Raw genomic sequence first — 20,029 nt, forward strand, 5'->3', positions numbered from 1 at the left:
TGGGTTAGGTTTTCAAGTGTCTTTACCATCATAATGGTGGGATTGATGATCGCAGCTAAGTGTTGGGCTTGGCTGTCTTCAGGGAGTGCCGCTATGCTCGGCTCTTTAACTGATTCACTGCTTGATATTAGCGCCTCTTTAATGAATTTCTTTGTACTGAGCTACGCACTGCGTCCTGCGGATGATGATCATCGATTTGGTCATGGAAAGGCTGAAGCATTAGCTGGGCTTGGACAAGCGGCCTTTATCGCGGGTTCTGCGAGTTTATTGGCTTTTCATGGTGTAGAGCGCATTATCAATCCAACCCACATTCCACATTCATTGTTTGGTGTGTGGGTGAGTTTATTTGCGATAGTTTGTACTTTGTTGGTGGTTGCGGTGCAGTATCAAGTCGTTAAACGCACGCAGTCCATCGCCATTAAGGCCGACTCGTTACATTATAAGGGCGATATTTTATTAAACCTCGCGGTGCTCCTAGCGGTATTGCTTAACTTTTACGGCGTAGGTTACGCCGATCCGATTTTTGGTATTTTGGTGGCGATGTATTTACTTTATAACAGTTGGGATATTGCCAAGGAAAGTGCTGCGCACTTAATGGATAAAGAGCTGCCAGACGAAGAAAAAGCACAGATCATACTTATTGCGTCGAGTCATGAGGACGTTTACGGAGTACATGATTTGCGTACCAGGCAAGGTGGCAAAATCAAATTTATTCAACTGCATCTAGAGCTTGATGACGATATGCCGCTGATGCGAGCGCATCAAGTTGCGGATGAGGTGGTTGCTAGCATTAAAGAAGAGTTTGATTGTGAGATGGACGTACTCATCCATCAAGACCCAGTTTCTTTAGCGCTAAGTAGCTCGACTGTAAACGCATAAAAATCATCTAACACGGCTTTGCGGGTATTATCTTGCTCGCAAAGTAGTTCATGTTTCCCGATAAACTCTGTAACTGTCACATTGTCTCTGTGCGCGGCAAAGTGTACTTGTGCCTGATTATCAACAATGCTGTCTTCACTGGCTGTCGCGATACGGATTGGCAGATCTAGCTTAATATCTTGAAACGAGCGGCATTTATGTAGCGCCGTGTATAACCAAGCAAAGCTGACACCACCGAGTTGTAGCTCGGGAAATTGATCGTACAAACCTCTAAAAAGCGCATATCTAATTGGACAATCAGTAAGGTCATTATCTTGAAAAGGTTTATTGTGGTAGTGCACCTGTCCCAGTGCATAATGCTTACCAAGCCCAAATAAACAAGCTGCGCCTGCCAGCCCCTCGGCAAACCAAGCCGGGTAGGGAGTCGTATTGATCCCAAGCATCGGGGCTGATAAATAGACTCCCTCTATGTTGTGAGGCGAAAATAACGATAAATAGTCGCAGGTAATGGCGCCACCCATTGAATGCGCCAATATAAAAAGTGGCAAGGTATTTTGCTTGGCAACGATTTGATCCATAAAGCAGTGCAGTGTTGCTGCATAATCTTCAAAGCGCCTAACATAGCCGATTTGCTTGTCTTTAAGTAATCGCGGCGAGTAGCCTTGTCCTGGATGGTCATAGGTAAATACCGCTATGTTGTTTTGCGCAAACTCCCACAGCAATTCTCTGTATTTATGAGCAGATTCAATACGACCATTAACCAATACCAGGCTGAAGGTTGCCTTTTTTGGAATGTGGTAGGCGTAAAATAGCCTACCATGAGGGGTATCAAAAAAGCCATTTTGGCAGCCTTGCCAGTGCTTATCAATTTCCGGAAGATGTGATTCAAGTTGCTGACTTTGGCTATAAAACATGGCTACCTGTGTAATGGAATTCGAATGCTGACTTGCAAACCAACATTATTACTAAATTCGATATGAGCGTCATGTACTTTTAACGCGTGCTGCGCAATGGCAAGACCCAGCCCAAACCCGCCCATTTGATTTTTGCTTGGCGTACGTGCGCTCGATACTCTGAAAAATGGAATACAAAGCTTGTCGAGCATATCTTCACTTACGCCTTTACCATCATCACTGATAGTGCATAGCAACTGATTACCATCACTCTCAATATCGACATTAATAAGGCTAGTCGCATACTTGATCGCGTTACGAATAATGTTTTCGAATGCGCGGTTAAGTAGCATTGGGTCGCCATAAAGTGTTGCCTCGGGTAGTGCTGTGACGATAAGGTTTTTCCCTAATTGTTGTGCTTCAAACAGTGCATCTTCCAATATCGGGTCGAGCAGTTCATTGAGCTTAATTATCTGCATATCGATTGGCACTTGATCCGCTTCGAGCTTAGATAAATGCAAAATATCACTGAGCATATTTTCAACTAACTGAGCTTCACGCTCAATGCGCTCGATATAACTTTGGCTTTGCGCTGTGGCATGACCGGCAGCGAGGCCTGTGGCCATTTGTAAGCGGGTGAGCGGTGAGCGTAGTTCATGGGATATATCAGCAAGCAAGCGCTTTTGATTATTAACTAAAGACTCTAACTTATCTGCCATTAAGTTAAAATCATGACCCAGTTGACCGAGTTCATCTTGGCGCTTGGTATTTATATTGGCTCTGCTCGACAATTCTCCACGAGAAAGTTTTGCAGCAGCTTTTTGTAGCTCTTTAATTGGCGACAATAGATCTCGAGTAAACCAAAAACACAGTAATAAGCTTGCGCCTAGCACCACCGCGATTTTTACCCAAAGCGGTAGAGTTCTTAATTTGATGAGCGCACTTGGGGTATGGTTTTCAAAAATTAAATAAAGACGATAACTTTCACCTTGAAGTGTAAGTTCTAGGGGGCCAAAAGCCTTGTACTCTGGGGTAAAAATAGCGGCCGGTTTGGCATCTTCGGTAAAACTGAGTAAATCTAAATTCAGCGTTTTTATATTGGGATCGGCGGCAACGCTTTTTTCGGCATCGCGGTGGCTCAAGTAGATATTTCGCGCTTTTCTTTTACGCAGTTTGGCGACCTTATTCAACTCAAAATTAGGACGCTCGCTTGCGCGTATAAGCGCTTGCTCTAATTGTTTTAGATTTTGCAGCATGGGTTTTGAGATACGGTGAGTTTCTACAACATCAGGTTGTAGCATGCTGATCCCAAGCAACAACAACATAGTGGCAATGATAGTGAGCCAAAACCAGGCAAAAACCTTAACAAGTAAGTACCGCTTCATTCATTATGCCTTTAGAAATATATAGCCAGCGCCGCGGATCGTTTTGATATAAGTGTGCTCACTTAATGCGGCAATTTTCTTGCGAACGTTAGAGACATGCATATCGATAGAGCGATCATAAGGCACAAGTGGCCGGCCTAGTACTTGTCGCGAAATAGTCTGCTTGTCGACCACTTCTCCTGCGGTTCTGACCAGCAAGAGTAACACCTCGTATTCGGTGCCCGTCAGTGACAGCACCTCGCCATTAACAGTAGCACTTCTTGAAGCTACATCTAAACGCAGCTGATGGATAGTAAAGGTATCATCCGGGCTGTGTTGCTTATAATGATCGACGCGACGGGTAATGGCTTTAACGCGCGCGAGTAGCTCGCGGTGGTTAAATGGTTTTGGAATATAATCGTCAGCACCTAGTTCCAAACCAAAGATGCGGTCAAAGTCATCGCCTTTTGCTGTTAGCATAATAACGGGTGTCATCTTCTGGACACGTAACGCTTTTAGTACTTCAAAACCATCCATTTCGGGAAGCATTACGTCTAATAATATCAGGTCGAAATTTTGCTTTAATGCCAGCTGTAGACCTTCAGTTCCTGTGTGGGCCATCGCCACTTCAAAGCCTTCTGCAGTAAAGTATTCTGTTAACAGGCCGCAAAGTTCTTGGTCGTCATCAATAAGTAAAATGGAATGTTTCATTGTCATACTTAGTCCAGCATTGTTGATTGGCGTTGGCCTGAATAGTTCGGCGCTAGCATATTACACCTTACTTCAACGCCTTATGTAAATTGCCTTTGCTTTTTTTTGCAAAGCACTGACAAAACTTTACCTCTGTCTGACGTTCCTTTTCTTTGTGCTTGCTAAATTTGGAAGTGACAAAGCAATGGCGAACAAGGAGCCAATACCATGAAATTACTATCTACTTTAGCATTAGTTACAGCACTTGGCGTATCGACTTTCAGCTTCACTGCAAACGCGGGATCTATGGGCGGGCAGCTTGAGCATTCAGCAAGGTTGCTACTATCAGATAAAGGCCAGAAGTTATTAGAGTTGACAGAAGCGCAGCAAGGCCAACTAAAGACAATTTACGCAGATTACAAAACTGCAAAAAAAGCGCTAAAAGAAAGCGGGAAAGAAGCACATTCAGCTTATCGTGAGGAAATGAAAGCACTTATGGCAGCGCCAACCTTTGATAAGGTGCAAGCGCAACTTTTACTGGAAAAAGGCCAAGATAAAAAGCAAGCGTGGGCACTACTTTCAATGGAAACTCGCCACAAAGTATTCCATGTATTGAATGAAGAGCAGCGCGATAAGCTCCAAGCACTTAAATCACGTCGTAGTCACAAAAGCCATAAAAAAGCAGATTAAGTCTCGATGTTTCTCTCCAACTTAGCCCTAACCTTTCCGGTAAGGGCTTTATCATTTCTTGCCAATCACTTTTGAATAGTGAGAGCTGGTACTCCAAATTGACCAAGAGTAGTGGCCAATTGGGATTAGTGTACAAAATATTACAACTGTTTGTACTGATTTAAGTTACATGTTGATAACATGTTTTCGTTGTGGTACTTTTCGATTAAGAGTGCATCTTGCGAGTCTGCGGACAACTCTTTGAAATAGTGTTGAATTGAAAAATTCTTAATTTACGCGCACAAACTTTCCAATAACTTTTGTTTTCTTCAGAGTAACTAAGGGTATTCTTTGTTGTTGGCTGTTTGTTACTAGGTATCACTGAGGGAGACATGCAGACACCTGAAGAATACGAGGTGACACTTAGGATCCGAGAACTGCTAAAAGAACTCAAAAAGCGTAAAGGCTATACTAAAAAAACCATTAGCCAGAAGCTCGGAATAGGTCTCACCACACTAGACGATTACCTGAACGGAACAAGCTCATTTCGCTTAGGTACCTTAATTAAATTGTCGGAAATTTGCCGGATCCAATTAAGTGATATTTTGGAAGGGGCGGGGCATATAGCTAAAACTTATCAAAATGAGGTGAGAAACACAGAGCAAAAGACGGAACAAGATCAAACGGAAATAGAGCGCTAGTACAAGCTGCTGAGTTTGAATTGTTTGTCTTGCCAAACAAGTTGCTAATGAGAGGAAAAGGCCGAGGAAATCGGCCCACAGGTTTATTCTTTAAAAAAGCTGTCGTCGTTTTTTGCCAGCATCGCTTCTATATCTTCAATCAAACTTTCCGCATCTTGAGGCGTGAGCTCACCGCTTTTCATCGGTGTTGAAATCGTATTTGATTCGTCAGACCAATCACCTAAATCAATTAATTGACAGCGTTTTGAGCAAAACGGGCGAAATGGGCTTTTATCAGACCATTCAACAGCCTGTTGGCAGGTTGGACACTTTACTGTGGTTGTCATCATACACTTACTTTTTTACTTCCTAATAGCTTAAGTCTAATCGCATTTAATTGCTTTGTGAACCGAGTGCTTACTTACTCTGTTGCTTGCATACTAGGTAGGGATCCATGATAGGATGAGACTGCGAGGTAAACTAAGGAAAAAGGTGTACAAAAGGTGGAGAAGTTCGAAGCAACATTAGACAACTGTCATAAAGAGCCAATTCATATTCCAGGTTCAATTCAGCCGCATGGCTATTTATTGCTATTCGACACCAACACATTAACACTACGCTATTTTAGCGAAAACTTTGCCGCACTTGTAGGACTTGAGCCTAGTGCTTTGGTCAATACTCATGCTGAAACGATTTTTGCGTCTCCATTTTCTGAGTTGCTTGCCTGCAACTGTAAGTCCTCTGATATCCATCGTTTGAATCCGATGACAGCCAGCATAAAAACTGAGGACTCAACATGCGTTGAATTCTCCGTAGTCGCTAGTCAAAACGAAGCAGGGCTCATTTTAGAACTTGAGCAAAACACGGCGCATGACGTTGAAATCAATCATTCAATGCAACACCTTATGAAGCATTCGTTGTCTAGTATGGTGGATTCTCAGTCGTTACAGGCTTCGTTCGAGATGGCTGTGGAAGAAATTAGAGAATTAACGCGGTTTGACAGAGTGATGCTGTATAAATTTGACCATGAATATAATGGTGAGGTGGTTGCAGAAGCTAAGCGCAGTGGACTTAACTCCTTTTTACATCAGCATTTTCCCGAGTCTGATATTCCAAAACAAGCAAGAGCACTGTATCTAAGAAATCCGATCCGCTTGCTTGCCGATGTTGATGGCGAAAACTCACCGCTTTATCCGCAAGACAGGGCGATTGATTTAAGCGCCTGTATTTTACGTAGTGTTTCGCCTATTCATTGCCAGTATTTACGCAATATGGGCGTTCAGGCAACCATGTCTATCAGTATTATTGTTGCTGGTAAATTATGGGGACTGATTGCCTGCCACCACTACGAAAAGCACATAGTTCCATTTAACACTCGTGAAGTCGCCCAGTATATGGGGTTGATGTTGTCTTATCTGATCTCTCTCAAAACCTCATCCTTAGAAGCAATGGCAGAAGCTAATGCACTGACATTGAGCTCCTCCGTCACAGAGCGCATGGCAAAAGAAATCTTTTTTGTTGATGGGCTACGTTACGAGTCCGCGGCACTACAAGAGATGATGAAAGCTACAGGTGTCGCGTGGCGCGTTGAGAATGATTTGGAGTGCTACGGGCAAACTCCCGCAAAAGCGGATATTGAGAGTATTTACCGTTGGCTTGCAGAGCATCAACTTGGCGATGACTCCATTTTTTATTGCCATAATTTAGGTGAGCTTAACGAAACATTTAAAGCCTTTGCGAAAACTGCGAGTGGGGTGCTATTGATGCCACTTTCAGCGGATGCTAATCATTTCATCATGTGGTTTAGAAAGGAAGTTATTCAAACCAAAAATTGGGGAGGGAAGCCTGAAAAATCCATTGAGTTTTTGGATGATGGTAGCCACCGTTTAATGCCGCGTAGTTCGTTTAAGTTGTGGGTCGAGAATGTGAAGTGCAAATCTCACCCTTGGACGGAAGCCGAAGTAAGTTGTGCATTGAAGTTTCGTAATACCTTGGTTAATTATGTGCTGGCTAAATCTGAGCGATATAAAAAGCTTAATGCAATTCTAGAGCAAAAAGTTACCAAGCGTACCGAAGCGTTGGAAAATGAGATCACTTCGCGTCGCACTGCTGAGCAATTACTGACGATAGCACTTGAGAAAGCACATGAGTCGAATCAAGAGCTGGAGCGTTTTGCCTTTTTAGCATCCCATGATCTACAAGAGCCGCTTAGAAAAATCCAAATGTTCGGTGATCGGATCCAATGTTCTGCAGAGGGACTAAATGAAAGACATGCGTCCTACCTTAAGCGTATGATGGATTCTGCGGAGCGAATGCAAAAGTTGATCAAAGGATTACTAAGCTTTTCACGGATTGATCGTAAAGGTGAGTCATTTAAATCATTTGATGGCGATAATGCGTTAGCTGAAACCTTACTGGATCTTGAGTTAGTTATTAAAGAATCAAACGCACAAGTGGATACCACGGGGCTTGGCGACGTATTTGGAGATCGCAGGCAGTTGCAGCGTGTGCTGCTAAACTTAATTAATAATGGGATTAAGTTTAGTGCGCCAGAAAGAGCGCCGAGGGTCTCGATTAGCAGCGAACGTAAAGCAAATGAACTGATTGTTGCCGTTAAGGATAACGGGATTGGTTTTGATCCCGAATTTAGTGAGCAGATCTTCAATCTTTTTGAAAGATTACATGGTCGTAGCGCATATGCCGGTACTGGGCTTGGGCTTGCTATTTGTAAAAAAATCGTCGAAAGACATCATGGTCGCATATGGGTCGAAACGGAAGTGGGGCAAGGTTCTACTTTCTATTTTAGCTTGCCGATTTCAGCGCAAGCGATTTAACTTAGCTGTAGAGCCATTGATGCGGTTCTGATATCAGCATACAAACTCGAGGTTTAATGCGAGTTTAAGGAGAGTGTGTATGGGTCATCATCATGAATTAATTAAACAGCTTCACTCTGTAAACTATATCTTGGTTGCAGATGATGATTTCGACGACCAAGAATTAATCCGTGATGCATTTGAAGACAACGGTGTGATGGAGGCTAAGTTACAATTTGTAAGTGATGGCGTCGAGTTGATTGAAAAACTCAATAGCACCGAACTATTGCCTAGCCTTATTATTCTTGATTTAAATATGCCACGAAAAAGCGGTAAAGATGTATTGGCTGAGATGCGAGGGGCTGCAAACCTTAAGCATATTCCGGTTATTATGTTCAGTACATCGGACTCAGAGATAGATATAAAACAGTGTTACTTGCTTGGGGCAAATTCTTATATGACCAAACCATCCCAATATCATGAGCTGGTGGATTCAATGAAGTCCTTGCTGTCTTTTTGGCTTGGCACTGCAAAGCTCGTGATTGATTAGAAGTGAAGGGCCAGAATAGCTGGCCCTTATGCTGTTATAGCACTAAATTGCTTTGTTGGTATGCTTTTGCTTTAACAAGCGACTTGTCACTGTACCTGCGGTCATTGAGCCCGATACATTGAGTGCTGTTCTTGCCATATCAATTAATGGCTCAATAGAAATAAGCAGCGCTGCAATTGTCACTGGTAGTCCCATCGCAGGCAGTACCACCAACGCCGCGAAAGTGGCACCACCTCCAACACCCGCAATACCAAACGAGCTAATTGCAACCATAGCGACTAATGAGACAATAAAGTCGAGTGCGAACGGGTCAATTCCTACAGTCGGCGCAACCATTACAGCAAGCATAGCAGGATAAATGCCAGCGCAGCCATTTTGTCCGATTGTCGCACCAAACGATGCAGAAAGGTTTGCAATCGCAGGGGGAACATTAAGCTTGTGGATCTGCGCTTCAACATTCAATGGGATGGTTGCCGCGGAGCTTCTTGAGGTGAAAGCAAAAGTTAAAACAGGCCAAATTTTTTGGAAGAAATGCTTTGGGTTTTCACCAACCAAAGTAACGAGCAAACCATGCACCAAAAACATCAGTAAAATGGCAACGTAAGAGGCAATAATAAAACCGAGTAAGCTAATAATGTCAGCCATGCTTGATGTGGCGATCACTTTGGCCATCAAGCCAGCTACACCGTAAGGTGTGAGGGCGATGATCATACGTACTAATCGCAGTACAACGGCCTGTGCGCCTTCAACTGCATTTTTTATTGGGCTACTTAAATCTGACTCTTCCATGATGGCTCTACGAGCAGCAATACCAGTTAACACACCAAAAATCACTACGGCGATAATCGAGGTCGAGCGCTCGCCAGTTAAATCAGCAAACGGATTGGTTGGTACAAAGCTAAGCAGCATTTGTGGAATGGTTAAATCGGCAACGGTTGTTGCACGCTCTTCAAGTATCGCTATTCTGGCAGTTTCGCGTGCACCTTCAACTAAGCCTTGAGCGCTTAACCCAAATGCTTGAGTGATAAAAATACCAATAAGCGCCGCAATGGCCGTGGTAAAAACTAAAATTGCGATGGTGATAAATGAGATCTTTCCAAGTGAGCCTTGATTATCTAATTTTACGACCGCGGCAATCATAGAAACTAAGACCAATGGCATAATGACCATTTTTAGAAGGTTGACATAGCCGCTACCAACAATCGCAACCCAATCTAGTACAGTCTGTTTAGTGGTTAAGTCACTGGAGAAAACAAATTGTAGGGCGAGTCCAAATAGGCTACCCGCAACTAAGCCTAATAATACTGTTCGAGACAGGGTTTCGGAGCGCTGTTGAAAGCGGTAAAGACCGAAAAGTATGGCAATAAAAACCACCAACGCGGCGATAACAGCAAAAGACATCAAAATACCTTTCGAAATGTATGAAAATAACGCGCTACTATAGAGGTTTTGTTGATTGCGCTAAAATATTCTTTGACTATGGAATAGAACAAAAGGTTATCAATAAAAATGAAAGTTTTTGATGGCTTTTCCTTTCATATAAAGATGTCTTGTAGTGAGTTGGTACTAACTCATAGTAATTTAAAACACTGAGATATGAGCATAGCTTACAATAATCTTTCGTAGCAGCGAGTTTATCTCGCGACTCTTTTCGAGCGTCTATTTCGCGATTTCTTTTGCTTTGCGACGTTAACCGTGTAGCCGAATTTATAGTATCGAGTTGGAGGTGTGGTTTATTGAGTATGTGTAAAAGCGAGTTAATTCTACGGCAATGACATGCGTAGAGTGGGAAAGGTTGTTCCCCGGCTTCGCGGATGCCGATGTCAGCCCTTGAACCCTGAGGTTCAAGGCGGAGAGCAACAGCCTACCGTAGGCTTCTCGGTACATGCCGAGCATGCTCAATAGTAAACAAACTGCTATCCTAAACGAAATTTATCGGCTCAGGGACTTAATCAGCTGTCCTACGAGCTAGGGAACAATTACAGTATATAAAACATCTGCCGATCACGAAACCATAGTAATGCAATTTATGTGTTAACCGCGTGCTTTTTACTCGCTTTGTTTAGTGACTAATCAAACGTTAATCTGAGCGTTAGCCGGCAACGCTAAATTTGCTTAATTTTCGAAGGCCACAGTGTCTAAACCGTTTCTAACTAACAGAGTAAACGCTATTTAACCTGAGGTTTGGATAAGGAATGAGCTAACTCATTGTTTTTAAGCCCACATTAAATTATACCCTTATCTAGCCAGACAGTTTTGGGGATAACAAGGCGAATTTACGCACCAATAGCTGGCTATTGGAAGTGAATTCAACGCAGTTAGCGCTAAAATTGGCTGCTAGAAAGGCATTAATTATCTGAAGCTCAGGTTACTTAGAAAGGAACCGGTGCGGTAAAGGTCATCATCTCAGTAGTTTTTGGATGTGAAATTTGCAGCATCTCTGCATGCAACTGTAGACGTGAAGCCGCCGTTAACGCCTCTCCTGTAGCGTATAGTCTATCACCTAGGATAACGTGTCCAAGCGAAAGCATATGTACTCTGAGTTGATGAGAACGTCCTGTAATGGGGGTTAGCTTAACGCGTGTTGCCTGCGATTCATACTCCATGACTTCAAAATGCGTTAATGAAGGTTTTCCGGTCTCATGACAAACCATTTGCTTTGGGCGATTAGGCCAATCACACACTAGTGGTAAATCAACAGAACCCGTTTGCAGCTGTAGTTTGCCATGAACACGGGCGATATAGTGTTTGTGGGTTAACCGGTCTTGAAATTGAATACTTAGATGGCGATGCGCTGCTTTATTCATCGCAAGGCACAGCACGCCGGATGTTGCCATATCGAGGCGATGCACAATTCTTGCCGTAGGGTAGACAAAATTCACTCTTGCGATAGCGCTGTCCCAATGCTTCGGATCTTTACCCGGTACGGTGAGTAATCCGCTTGGCTTGTTGAGCACCAACATATCTTCATCTTGGTACAAAATATCAAGATAGGGAGAAAGGGGGGGAGTGTAATTTAGTAACACCAGCTGCCTCAGCATGAACAGAACGAAGCCGCGTATTATATATGAGTTGCTAGGTGAGCGGTAGCGAGAAAGAGAGCCTCGGCTCTCTTTCAGTGTGGGAGGTTTACTGGTTGGCAACTACAATTAAACGAATCGCATCCAACTTAAGCTGCGCTTTTTCAATGTGTGTGCTCAGCTCAGCCCTTTGCTTATCAAATACTTGAACTTCTTCGTCACGGATGTTCGGATTGATAGCTTTAAGTGCTTGCAAACGACCTTGCTCATCACCTAATTGCTTTAGCATTTTATCCATAGCATTGGCTTGAATGCTTTCAAGTTGAGCCTGTGCAATATCGCCAGCTTGAGTAATAAGCGGGTGAATAGCACTTTGCAGGGCATTAACCAGCTTACTGCCTGTTTGTCTGCCAACGGCAGAAAGCTGTTGATTGAATGCGTCAAACGCAACGTTTTGGGCTAAGTCATTGCCACCTTTATCCATTAGGACGCGAATTGGTGTAGGCGGTAAAAAGCGGCCCACTTGAAGAGACTTAGGCGCAGAAGCTTCTGCAACGAAGATCATTTCAACGAAGAAAGTACCGACAGGTAACTTGTTGTTTTTAAGCAGTGCCACTGACGCACAACCAAAGTCATCGTTACAGATCATATCCATTACACCGCTGACCATTGGGTGATCCCAGCTGATGAAATGCGCGTCTTCTTGTGACAGTGAGGTGTTACGGTCAAAAGTCACTGTGATGCCATCGTCTTTCAAACAAGGGAAAGAAGGATTTAGCATGTGCTCGGTCGGCTTGAGAATAATCGTATTCTCGCCTTTGTCTTCTTGGTTAACACCAAAAGTATCAAACACATTAATCATAAACGCAGGTAAAATTACATCGTTATCAAGTGCTTCAAGTTCAGCAACGATATTATCTGTTTTACCTTGACCACTTGAGTGAAGCTCAAGTAGGCGGTCTCGACCTTGCTCCATCTTTGTGCGCAGCTGAGCATTTTCTTTTGCGGCTTGTTCCAATAGAGGATCTAATTCGTCTTCGTCACAGTTGTGTTCAGCGATCAGCGCTAACAAATCATCAGAAAAAGACTTATACAGCATTTGCCCTGTGGTGCTAGTGGTTTCGAATGCATCTAAGCCCTCGTGATACCAGCGTAGTAATACTTCCTGTGCGGTACTTTCAAAGTAAGGCACGTGAATATTGATGTCGTGCTTTTGACCAATGCGGTCAAGACGACCAATACGTTGCTCAAGTAAGTCAGGGTTAAGCGGTAAGTCAAATAGCACCAAGTGATGTGAGAACTGGAAGTTACGACCTTCAGAGCCAATTTCAGAGCAGAGTAATACTTGCGCGCTATCATATTCATCAGCAAAAAACGCTGCCGCGCGGTCGCGCTCAATGATCGACATGCCTTCGTGGAATACCGCAGCTTTAATGGCTTCGCGTTCGCGTAATACTTGCTCAAGGCTAATTGCGGTTTCTGCTTTGGCACAAATAAGCAGTACTTTTTCATGCTTTAACTCTTTCAATTTAGCAATTAACCACTCAACGCGGGGGTCGAACTGTGCCCAGCCGCTTCCCTCACCTTCAAACTCTTGGAAGATCTTTTCAGGAAATAACGCACGCATCGCATTAAATTCAGGGCTTTGAATACCGCCAATGTTACCCATTACCGACATTGCTGTTTTGTATTGCTTAGGTAAAGGTACTGGGTATTGATGTAACAAACGACTTGGGTAGCCATCAATGCCACTGCGGCTATTTCTAAATAGAATACGGCCAGTACCATGACGGTCTAATAGCATAGACAAGATTTCTGCTTTGGCATCACTATCGCCATTTTGTGCCTTTGCTAGAAGCTCAGAAATATCGGTTTCTTTTAGCAGTGTACAAAGTGTTTGCTCTTCTTTTGCATCTAGCTTTTTATCTTGTAGTAAGTTGTTAGCGGCTTCTGCAACCTCTTTATAATGACTTTCTTCTTCAACAAATGCGTCGTAGTCGTAGAAGCGGTCTGGATCGAGTAGCTGTAAACGCGCAAAGTGACTGCGGTGACCAAGTTGGTCAGGTGTTGCAGTCAACAAGATAAGTCCAGGAATATCCTGAGAAAGCTCAGCAATACGTTGATATTCGGTGCTTGGCTTTTCCTTTGTGACCGTCAGGTGGTGTGCTTCATCAACAATCAGTAGATCCCAATCAGCGAGTGTGGCTTGTTCAAACCAGCGGCGCTTTTTGGTAATAAACTCTAGGCTAACCAGTACCAGTTGCTCTGTTTCGAATACATTCGGTGCATCTGCATACGCTTCGCTACAACGCTCTTCGTCAAAAATCGAAAAGTGCAGGTTAAAGCGGCGTAGCATCTCTACAAGCCATTGGTGTTGTAAGTTCTCTGGAACCACGATCAACACACGGTTGGCACGACCTGAGAGAATTTGCTGGTGTAAAATCATGCCCGCTTCAATGGTTTTACCTAGGCCTACTTCATCAGACAGAAGTACGCGAGGTGCAAAGCGCTTACCGACTTCATCGGCAATATAAAGCTGGTGCGGAATAAGGCTAGCGCGCTGACCTATCAACCCTTTAAGGTGAGATTGTTCTTTATCAAACTGGTGTTGCCAAGTTTGATAGCGCAGCGTGTAGCGATCAAAACGGTCGATTTGGCCTGCAAATAGACGATCTTGAGGTTTATTGAACTTGAGGAAGTGATCAAGAAAGGTCTCTTTGAATGAAGTCTCTTCTTCATTATCAACTCGAGTACCATGATAGCAAAATAGTCCATTTTGCTCTTCCACGCTGTCAACACGTAGTTCCCACTCTTCAACATGGCGGATCACATCGCCTGGGTTGAATACAACTCGAGTTACAGGTGCTTCCTGTACTGAGTAAACACGGTTTTCTCCGCTAGCGGGAAATAAAATAGTCACTTGACGCCCCTCAAGTGCCACTATTGTACCTAATCCCAAATCTGATTCCGTATCACTGATCCAGCGCTGACCTAAGGAAAAATTCATGGTTATCTCGTCTATGCAGAAAAAAGGCGGCTATGTTACCTATTCATGTCGGTTTGTTCAATACACAACAGTGACTCAGGCCTTTATTTATCAAGTGCTGGCGCTTTTTCTATCTAGTTGGCATGGCAATCGCCAACTAGTTGTTTTTTATCAATATGCAAGTTGGATTTTCTACTGTCATAAAAGCGACTTTTGTGACAAATAGACTAAACTTGAACTATACCCAAAACATAATCAGTCACATCGTTGTGTATTGGGTATAGCATAATAATCTGTAAACAACAGGAATGCGCTATGGTAAAACAAGACAAAGACCATAAAGTGTACGTGCTCGACACCAACGTACTTCTCCATGAACCACTCGCTTACCTTTCCTTCCAAGAACACGATGTTGTTATTCCGATGACTGTCCTTGAAGAACTCGATCACATTAAAGATCGAAAGAGTGACGTGAGCCGAGACGCAAGAGTTGCCATTCGTGGGTTAGATGATGTGCTTCGCGATGCAACACCAGAGCAAATGCTAGAGGGGGTAGCGCTACCAACATTGAGGATTGAAAGTCACCGGACGCCCAGTTCAGGTAAATTGATTATTGTAAACGATCACCTGTTTCCTGATTCCATCTCCGGGTTACCCGGCAACGAAAATGACCACCGCATTATTAATTGTGCGGTACATTTGCAAACTCAGTACAGCGACAAAAAAGTGGTGCTGGTTACCAAAGACATTAACATGCGACTGAAAGCGAAGGGCGCTGGACTCAAGTATGTTGAAGATTATCGTACCGATCAGCTAATTGACGACATTGCACTGTTAACCAGTGGCTTTAAAAAGGTTGAAGGAGATTTTTGGCAGAATGTTGGTGAGTGTCAAACGCAGCAGGAAGGACGATACACGGTTCATGATGTGCCAAAATCACTCGTACCTGATGTGTTCTGTAATGAGTATCTGATAGACGATACTAATCACTTCGCAGCTCGGGTTGTGGGTTATGACTCTGAGCACATTCGATTAAAAGACTTAGGCGTTGAACGTTTGATGCACCGTCAAGCATGGGGAGTGAAACCGAAAAATATCAACCAAGGTATGGCGCTGGATGCACTACTTGATACTGACATTGAACTGGTGATACTAACCGGGCCTGCAGGGTGCGGAAAAACCTTATTGGCGCTTGCCAGTGCGCTTGAAATGATCATCGAAAAAGGAATTTACGATAAGGTAATTGTGACGCGAAATACGCCTGAAATTGCAGAGAGCATCGGCTTTTTACCGGGTACGGAAGAAGAGAAAATGGCCCCTTGGCTTGCGGCAATCACAGATACCTTAGAAGTGCTCCACAAACACGATGAAAGCCCCGTGACTAGCCGTAACTACATTATGGAAAAGGCGAACATTCAGTTCAAATCGGTGAATTTTATGCGTGGCCGAAGTATTCAAAATGCGGTCGTTATTTTAGATGAGAGCCAAAACTTAACGGCATCACAGTTAAAAACCATCATCACTCGCTGCGGTGAGGGGACTAAATTGATTTGTACGGGAAACCTCGCCCAGATTGATAGTAATTATCTCACCCCTGTGACATCAGGGTTAACCTATATTGTCGAGCGTTTTAAAGACTTTGAAGGTAGCGCTACCATTAACTTAAACGGTGTAGTACGAAGCCGCTTGGCAAGTTTTGCTGAAGAAAATTTATAACTTGCCTTGAGCCGACTGGCTCGTTACTCTTTTGCTAACACTGTGTGCAAACGGGAACGAGCCAGTAAATGGATGCGACAAAAGAATTTTTACCACTAAAAAGTTACCGAAAGGGAATTTTAGTGGCGGTAATAATACCCATCCTACTTGTCCTCGTCTTAGCTTACCATCTCTATCAAATTAAACTCGAACGCCAGTACAAAGTGCGTTTTGGCCAGTATGAATATGTTTCTCAGCAGCTGAAACAAGAGTTTTATGCTGCACATGTCGTTCTTGATAGTATCGCCGTTAACCTAGCGCAGCCCATTTCTTTTCAAAAGCCACCAGAGTGGTTAGAAGATATAGAGCAACACCCTGAACATTATTATCATGCGTTACCAAACAATGGTGGAGAGATTGTTGGTCGTGGGCAAGTTAGTGAAGCGCTTTTTGCCACGAAACGATGGCAAACCGTATTGTCGCTTAATACCGCTTTTGATGCCGCGCTCGCGTTGCAAGGTGGATTGTATGCGGTCGCATACATAGAAGATGACGGCTTTGCGTATGTTAAGCGTCGAGAAGCCTCAAGCAGCCATTTTATCACGCGGCTAGTTCAAGGTAAGTTCGAACCCGACTTTAGTTTGGGCAATATAGTCGTTGGTCCACCCGTGGCGTTTTTCGATAGACAAATGTTTGCGCTTGGTAAGAAACTATCAACGGTGGATAACGCTCATGTATTGATGATCTATGATAGCGATATTATTGATAGATGGTTGTTAAACATCGGCTCCTTAGATGGTACGATGGAATTTAAAAACCAAAGTGATGAGATTATCGCGGGGGAGCGCTATGATCACGACCACGATGGGCTTGTAAACTCATCAGCACCTTGGCAGTACGGACTACACTTTATTGCAAAACCCGCCAAAGAGCCTATTAGTTTAAACTATCATGAAAGCTATGAGCAGTTTGCCGCTCCGCTACAGCGGGAGATCTTGCTCGAACTTGCGCTATTACTGTTTTTTATTCTTTTTACCTTTGTGACTATTGTGTGGTTAAGCGGACAAATATTTGTCCGACCTCTAAAGCACTTTGTGAATTATCTATCTTTGCAAGAGCATACACCACAAGCCACTTTAAACTATCCCATCCCCTCAGAATGGCAACCTTGGTTTATACAAATTAAGCAGGTAGTGGAGCAAAAATCGCGCTTAATGCATGCCCTTAAGCAACATAATCAAGAACTAGACGACGAAATTAAGCGTAAACAACAGGCATTAAAGCAAAGCTTTGAGGCAAAAGAGCGTCAAGCTGCTTTGCTAAATGCAGTGCTTGACTCTGTGCCCGATATTATCTATTTCAAAAATATAGACGGTTCATTCATAGGCTGTAATCGCGCGTTTGAAGAGTTTATGGGGGTTGATAAGTCGGATTTAGTTGCGAAAACCCAGCCTGAAGTGACATCTGGATTAACCATATTACTTGAGCAAGAAGCGGCGATGGAGCGCTCGCAAGAACAAGTGGCAACTAACTTTGTCCTTGGGGCGAATACCTACTTTTTGACAATCACGCCATTGAAATCGGAAACTGGAAAGCTCATCGGTTGTTTGGGGGTTGCGAGAGATATTACTGCCGCACAAGAGGCATATAATGCCCTAAGAGACTCTGAAGAAAACTTTAGGGCTGCGACTGAGTTTGCACCTAATGGCGTGATTTTAGCTGCGATCAGCGGTAAAATTTTGGAGATGAACAAGGCTGCCAAACGTTACTTGTCACTTGATAAGAATACGGGAGAAAAGCAGCTGGAACGCTTGTTTGATGAACAAAACTGGCAAGAGCTAAAGCCTGTCTTGGCTGGGCTATTAAAAGAGCAAAAGAAAGTCGTTGAACACATGATCTCACAGTCGGGTAAGCACCGCTGGTTACAATTGAGTATTTCTTTAGTTTGGGATAAAAATAAGCGCCCTAAGTATTACGTGATCCATATTCAAAATATCACCGGTTTGTTGTTAGCAAAGCAAGATGCTGAGCGCGCAACGCTTGCCAAAAGCCGCTTTATCGCGAATATCAGCCATGAAATTAGAACGCCAATTAATGCCATATTAGGTCTGGCGGATATGATCAAAAGTGAGTCACTAACTCGAGTTCAGAATAAAAAATTGCAGCAGCTTTCTGGAGCTGCAAACGAGCTGCTTACCATGCTCAATAGTATTTTAGAGTTTGCTAAAGTCGAAAGTCATCAAGGCACAATTCAATACGAGACATTTCAGACCTGCCATGTATTTACCACGATAGAATCACTGATTAAGCCTTTATGTATACAAAAAGGTTTGGAATTTGAGTTACAGGTCGACCCTCAAGTTTGGCCTTACCTGTACAGTGATGAAGATAAGGTAAAGCAAATCTTAGTAAACCTACTTGGTAACGCTGTAAAGTATACCAATCAAGGTAAGGTTGGTTTGAAGGTAACGTTAGTTAATGATAGAGCTGCAAAACAAACCATAAAGTTTGCTGTTTGGGACACTGGAGTTGGGATCAAATCGCAAGAAATTGAACACCTTTTTGATGCATTTACCCAAGGTGATGAAAGCTTCACTCGTCGTCACGAAGGCATTGGTTTGGGGCTTGCGATTGTGAAGCAAGAAGTTGCACTCTTAGGTGGCGATATTGCGGTTAACTCAACCCCGAACGAAGGAAGCTGCTTTTTCTTCGAATTGGTGCTAGATAAAGGCGCTTGTCCAGTCGTGGATAGTCACAAAGAAGTTTACTGTCTCACCACCGAAGCGCATAGCTTACCAAGCTATTTTGCAGGTCTTGCGGAACCTTTATCTGTTGAGCGATTGCACGCGATGCATGCTCAGCTCGACAAGTCTATTGTTGTTATTCCACCAGAAGCAGCGCTTGACCCCGCTTATGCGCTACCTGGAAATACCGCATTACTACTGCATAGTGAAGGGGAGTTTCCTGAGCAAAGTAACCATATTGCGCTTAATCAAAGTGTGTTTTACCAATCAGCCTATACTTGGCTTGCTGAATTTGCCCATATGACGCAAACCGTCGACAACGTGTGTATGCAGGTTGCCGGTGCGCTTTGCTTGGTGGTCGACGATAACAACTTAAATTTAGATATTACTGAAAATATGTTGAAGCAGAATGGTATTTCTACCATAGGGCTACAAAGCGCCGAACATATTGAGGAAGTTTGTCGCTCACTGCAACCCGACATCATCCTGATGGATATCCATATGCCAAACATTGATGGCTATCAAGCGACCAAGCAGATCAGAGCCGTGTGGTCTGAAACTGAGCTACCCGTTATTGCCTTGACCGCCAATGCAAGCAAAGAAGAGCGGGCGAAAGCCACAGCCGTTGGCATGAATGATTATTTGGTAAAACCAATTAATAGCACACAGGCGTGCAAGGCATTGGCAAGTAATATTTTCCAGTCAGATAAAACAGAAGAAGCTTTTTTTGATTATGAGTTTGCTTTATCACAAATGATGCAAAATGAAACGTTTTTGCAAACAATGTTAGATAAATTTGCTAAACTTTGCCATGATTACCTAGAACAGGTTGCTGAAATAGAGCAAGGTTCAGCATTATTCGAGTTAGCACACGGAATTAAGGGCGCTGCAGCAGGTCTGGGCTTTAAGCGACTAGCGAAAGTTGCGAAAGACCTTGAAACGCAAAGCAAAACGATCACAACAATAGCAAATCGCACTGACTTGGATGTGTTAACAAATGCACTTTCACAGGTGGTGTGCTTTATCGAGCTAAAAAGGTAGCGTCA

15 protein-coding genes and 1 other RNA gene are annotated in these 20,029 nt (G+C 43.5%); 8 read left to right on the top strand and 8 right to left on the bottom strand.

Annotated features, from left to right (window positions below):
- Positions 1–33 precede the first annotated feature (33 nt).
- On the top strand, positions 34–879 hold the full coding sequence (locus tag NH462_RS08885) for a cation diffusion facilitator family transporter (protein WP_290442393.1): 846 nt from the start codon (positions 34–36) through the stop codon (positions 877–879).
- Here the strand turns inward: NH462_RS08885 and NH462_RS08890 are convergent.
- The 3 genes from NH462_RS08890 to NH462_RS08900 are packed head-to-tail and all read right to left on the bottom strand — an operon-like array spanning position 831 to position 3,847.
- On the bottom strand, positions 831–1,793 hold the full coding sequence (locus NH462_RS08890; protein ID WP_253105439.1) for an alpha/beta hydrolase: 963 nt from the start codon (positions 1,791–1,793) through the stop codon (positions 831–833). The genes NH462_RS08885 and NH462_RS08890 overlap by 49 nt on opposite strands.
- Before the next feature lie 2 nt (positions 1,794–1,795).
- Positions 1,796–3,157, bottom strand: a complete 1,362-nt coding sequence (locus NH462_RS08895) for an ATP-binding protein (RefSeq protein ID WP_045963353.1) — start codon at positions 3,155–3,157, stop codon at positions 1,796–1,798.
- Between the two features lie 3 nt (positions 3,158–3,160).
- Positions 3,161–3,847, bottom strand: a complete 687-nt coding sequence (locus tag NH462_RS08900) for a response regulator (protein WP_253105441.1) — start codon at positions 3,845–3,847, stop codon at positions 3,161–3,163.
- Between the two features lie 207 nt (positions 3,848–4,054).
- On the opposite strand from NH462_RS08900, the gene NH462_RS08905 reads away from it, so the two are divergent.
- Entirely contained in the window at positions 4,055–4,516 is a 462-nt protein-coding gene (locus tag NH462_RS08905) for a Spy/CpxP family protein refolding chaperone (protein WP_253105443.1), read from the top strand.
- A 371-nt stretch (positions 4,517–4,887) separates the two neighbouring features.
- Positions 4,888–5,196, top strand: a complete 309-nt coding sequence (locus NH462_RS08910; RefSeq protein WP_017216438.1) for a helix-turn-helix transcriptional regulator — start codon at positions 4,888–4,890, stop codon at positions 5,194–5,196.
- 83 nt (positions 5,197–5,279) lie between these two features.
- Here NH462_RS08910 and yacG read toward each other — a convergent pair whose 3' ends face one another.
- Positions 5,280–5,522 carry a DNA gyrase inhibitor YacG gene (yacG, locus tag NH462_RS08915; RefSeq protein ID WP_026000869.1) on the bottom strand — a complete coding sequence of 81 codons (243 nt, stop codon included), beginning with the start codon at positions 5,520–5,522 and terminating at the stop codon, positions 5,280–5,282.
- Positions 5,523–5,678: 156 nt separating this feature from the next.
- Here yacG and NH462_RS23010 point away from each other — a divergent pair, with 156 nt between their 5' ends.
- Positions 5,679–8,009, top strand: coding sequence for an ATP-binding protein (locus NH462_RS23010; RefSeq protein WP_253105445.1), 2,331 nt, complete (start codon positions 5,679–5,681; stop codon positions 8,007–8,009).
- A gap of 79 nt (positions 8,010–8,088) precedes the next feature.
- Entirely contained in the window at positions 8,089–8,538 is a 450-nt protein-coding gene (locus tag NH462_RS08925; RefSeq protein ID WP_017216435.1) for a response regulator, read from the top strand.
- A gap of 42 nt (positions 8,539–8,580) precedes the next feature.
- Here the strand turns inward: NH462_RS08925 and NH462_RS08930 are convergent, their stop codons facing one another.
- From NH462_RS08930 to rapA, 4 genes are all read right to left on the bottom strand, one after another.
- Positions 8,581–9,939: an L-cystine transporter gene (locus NH462_RS08930; RefSeq protein WP_253105446.1), complete on the bottom strand. Its 1,359-nt coding sequence runs from the start codon at positions 9,937–9,939 to the stop codon at positions 8,581–8,583.
- 394 nt (positions 9,940–10,333) lie between these two features.
- A non-coding RNA gene (gene ssrS, locus NH462_RS08935) (6S RNA) lies at positions 10,334–10,516 on the bottom strand.
- A 394-nt stretch (positions 10,517–10,910) separates the two neighbouring features.
- Positions 10,911–11,564, bottom strand: a complete 654-nt coding sequence (gene rluA, locus NH462_RS08940; protein WP_253105448.1) for a bifunctional tRNA pseudouridine(32) synthase/23S rRNA pseudouridine(746) synthase RluA — start codon at positions 11,562–11,564, stop codon at positions 10,911–10,913.
- Positions 11,565–11,667: 103 nt separating this feature from the next.
- The gene (gene rapA, locus NH462_RS08945; RefSeq protein ID WP_253105450.1) at positions 11,668–14,565 is read right to left on the bottom strand and encodes an RNA polymerase-associated protein RapA; all 2,898 of its coding nucleotides are present in this window, start codon (positions 14,563–14,565) and stop codon (positions 11,668–11,670) included.
- Between rapA and NH462_RS08950 the strand changes: the two genes are divergently transcribed.
- The 3 genes from NH462_RS08950 to NH462_RS08960 all read left to right on the top strand — a co-directional run bounded on the left by NH462_RS08950 (position 14,564) and on the right by NH462_RS08960 (position 20,024).
- Positions 14,564–14,770 (top strand): hypothetical protein, encoded by a 207-nt coding sequence (locus NH462_RS08950; protein WP_039493807.1) that lies wholly within the window; start codon positions 14,564–14,566, stop codon positions 14,768–14,770. The two genes, rapA and NH462_RS08950, sit on opposite strands and share 2 nt — an antisense overlap.
- 89 nt (positions 14,771–14,859) lie before the next feature.
- Positions 14,860–16,260 carry a PhoH family protein gene (locus tag NH462_RS08955; protein ID WP_010372335.1) on the top strand — a complete coding sequence of 467 codons (1,401 nt, stop codon included), beginning with the start codon at positions 14,860–14,862 and terminating at the stop codon, positions 16,258–16,260.
- Positions 16,261–16,382: 122 nt separating this feature from the next.
- On the top strand, positions 16,383–20,024 hold the full coding sequence (locus NH462_RS08960) for a response regulator (RefSeq protein ID WP_253105451.1): 3,642 nt from the start codon (positions 16,383–16,385) through the stop codon (positions 20,022–20,024).
- Positions 20,025–20,029 lie beyond the last annotated feature (5 nt).

Origin of the sequence: Pseudoalteromonas sp. OANN1 (assembly GCF_024124685.1) — a bacterium.
In the GTDB taxonomy this organism is placed as follows: Bacteria; Pseudomonadota; Gammaproteobacteria; order Enterobacterales; family Alteromonadaceae; genus Pseudoalteromonas; species Pseudoalteromonas piscicida.

Excerpts from the sequence above, each read along its gene's own strand:
- NH462_RS08930 (WP_253105446.1), bottom strand. The coding sequence starts at position 9,939 with ATGTCTTTTGCTGTTATCGCCGCGTTGGTGGTTTTTATTGCCATACTT.
- NH462_RS08950 (WP_039493807.1), top strand. The coding sequence starts at position 14,564 with ATGGTTATCTCGTCTATGCAGAAAAAAGGCGGCTATGTTACCTATTCA.
- NH462_RS08955 (WP_010372335.1), top strand. The coding sequence starts at position 14,860 with ATGGTAAAACAAGACAAAGACCATAAAGTGTACGTGCTCGACACCAAC.
- NH462_RS08890 (WP_253105439.1), bottom strand. The coding sequence starts at position 1,793 with ATGTTTTATAGCCAAAGTCAGCAACTTGAATCACATCTTCCGGAAATT.
- NH462_RS08925 (WP_017216435.1), top strand. The coding sequence starts at position 8,089 with ATGGGTCATCATCATGAATTAATTAAACAGCTTCACTCTGTAAACTAT.
- NH462_RS08910 (WP_017216438.1), top strand. The coding sequence starts at position 4,888 with ATGCAGACACCTGAAGAATACGAGGTGACACTTAGGATCCGAGAACTG.
- NH462_RS08905 (WP_253105443.1), top strand. The coding sequence starts at position 4,055 with ATGAAATTACTATCTACTTTAGCATTAGTTACAGCACTTGGCGTATCG.
- NH462_RS08885 (WP_290442393.1), top strand. The coding sequence starts at position 34 with ATGGTGGGATTGATGATCGCAGCTAAGTGTTGGGCTTGGCTGTCTTCA.
- yacG (WP_026000869.1), bottom strand. The coding sequence starts at position 5,522 with ATGACAACCACAGTAAAGTGTCCAACCTGCCAACAGGCTGTTGAATGG.
- rapA (WP_253105450.1), bottom strand. The coding sequence starts at position 14,565 with ATGAATTTTTCCTTAGGTCAGCGCTGGATCAGTGATACGGAATCAGAT.
- NH462_RS08900 (WP_253105441.1), bottom strand. The coding sequence starts at position 3,847 with ATGAAACATTCCATTTTACTTATTGATGACGACCAAGAACTTTGCGGC.
- NH462_RS08895 (WP_045963353.1), bottom strand. The coding sequence starts at position 3,157 with ATGAAGCGGTACTTACTTGTTAAGGTTTTTGCCTGGTTTTGGCTCACT.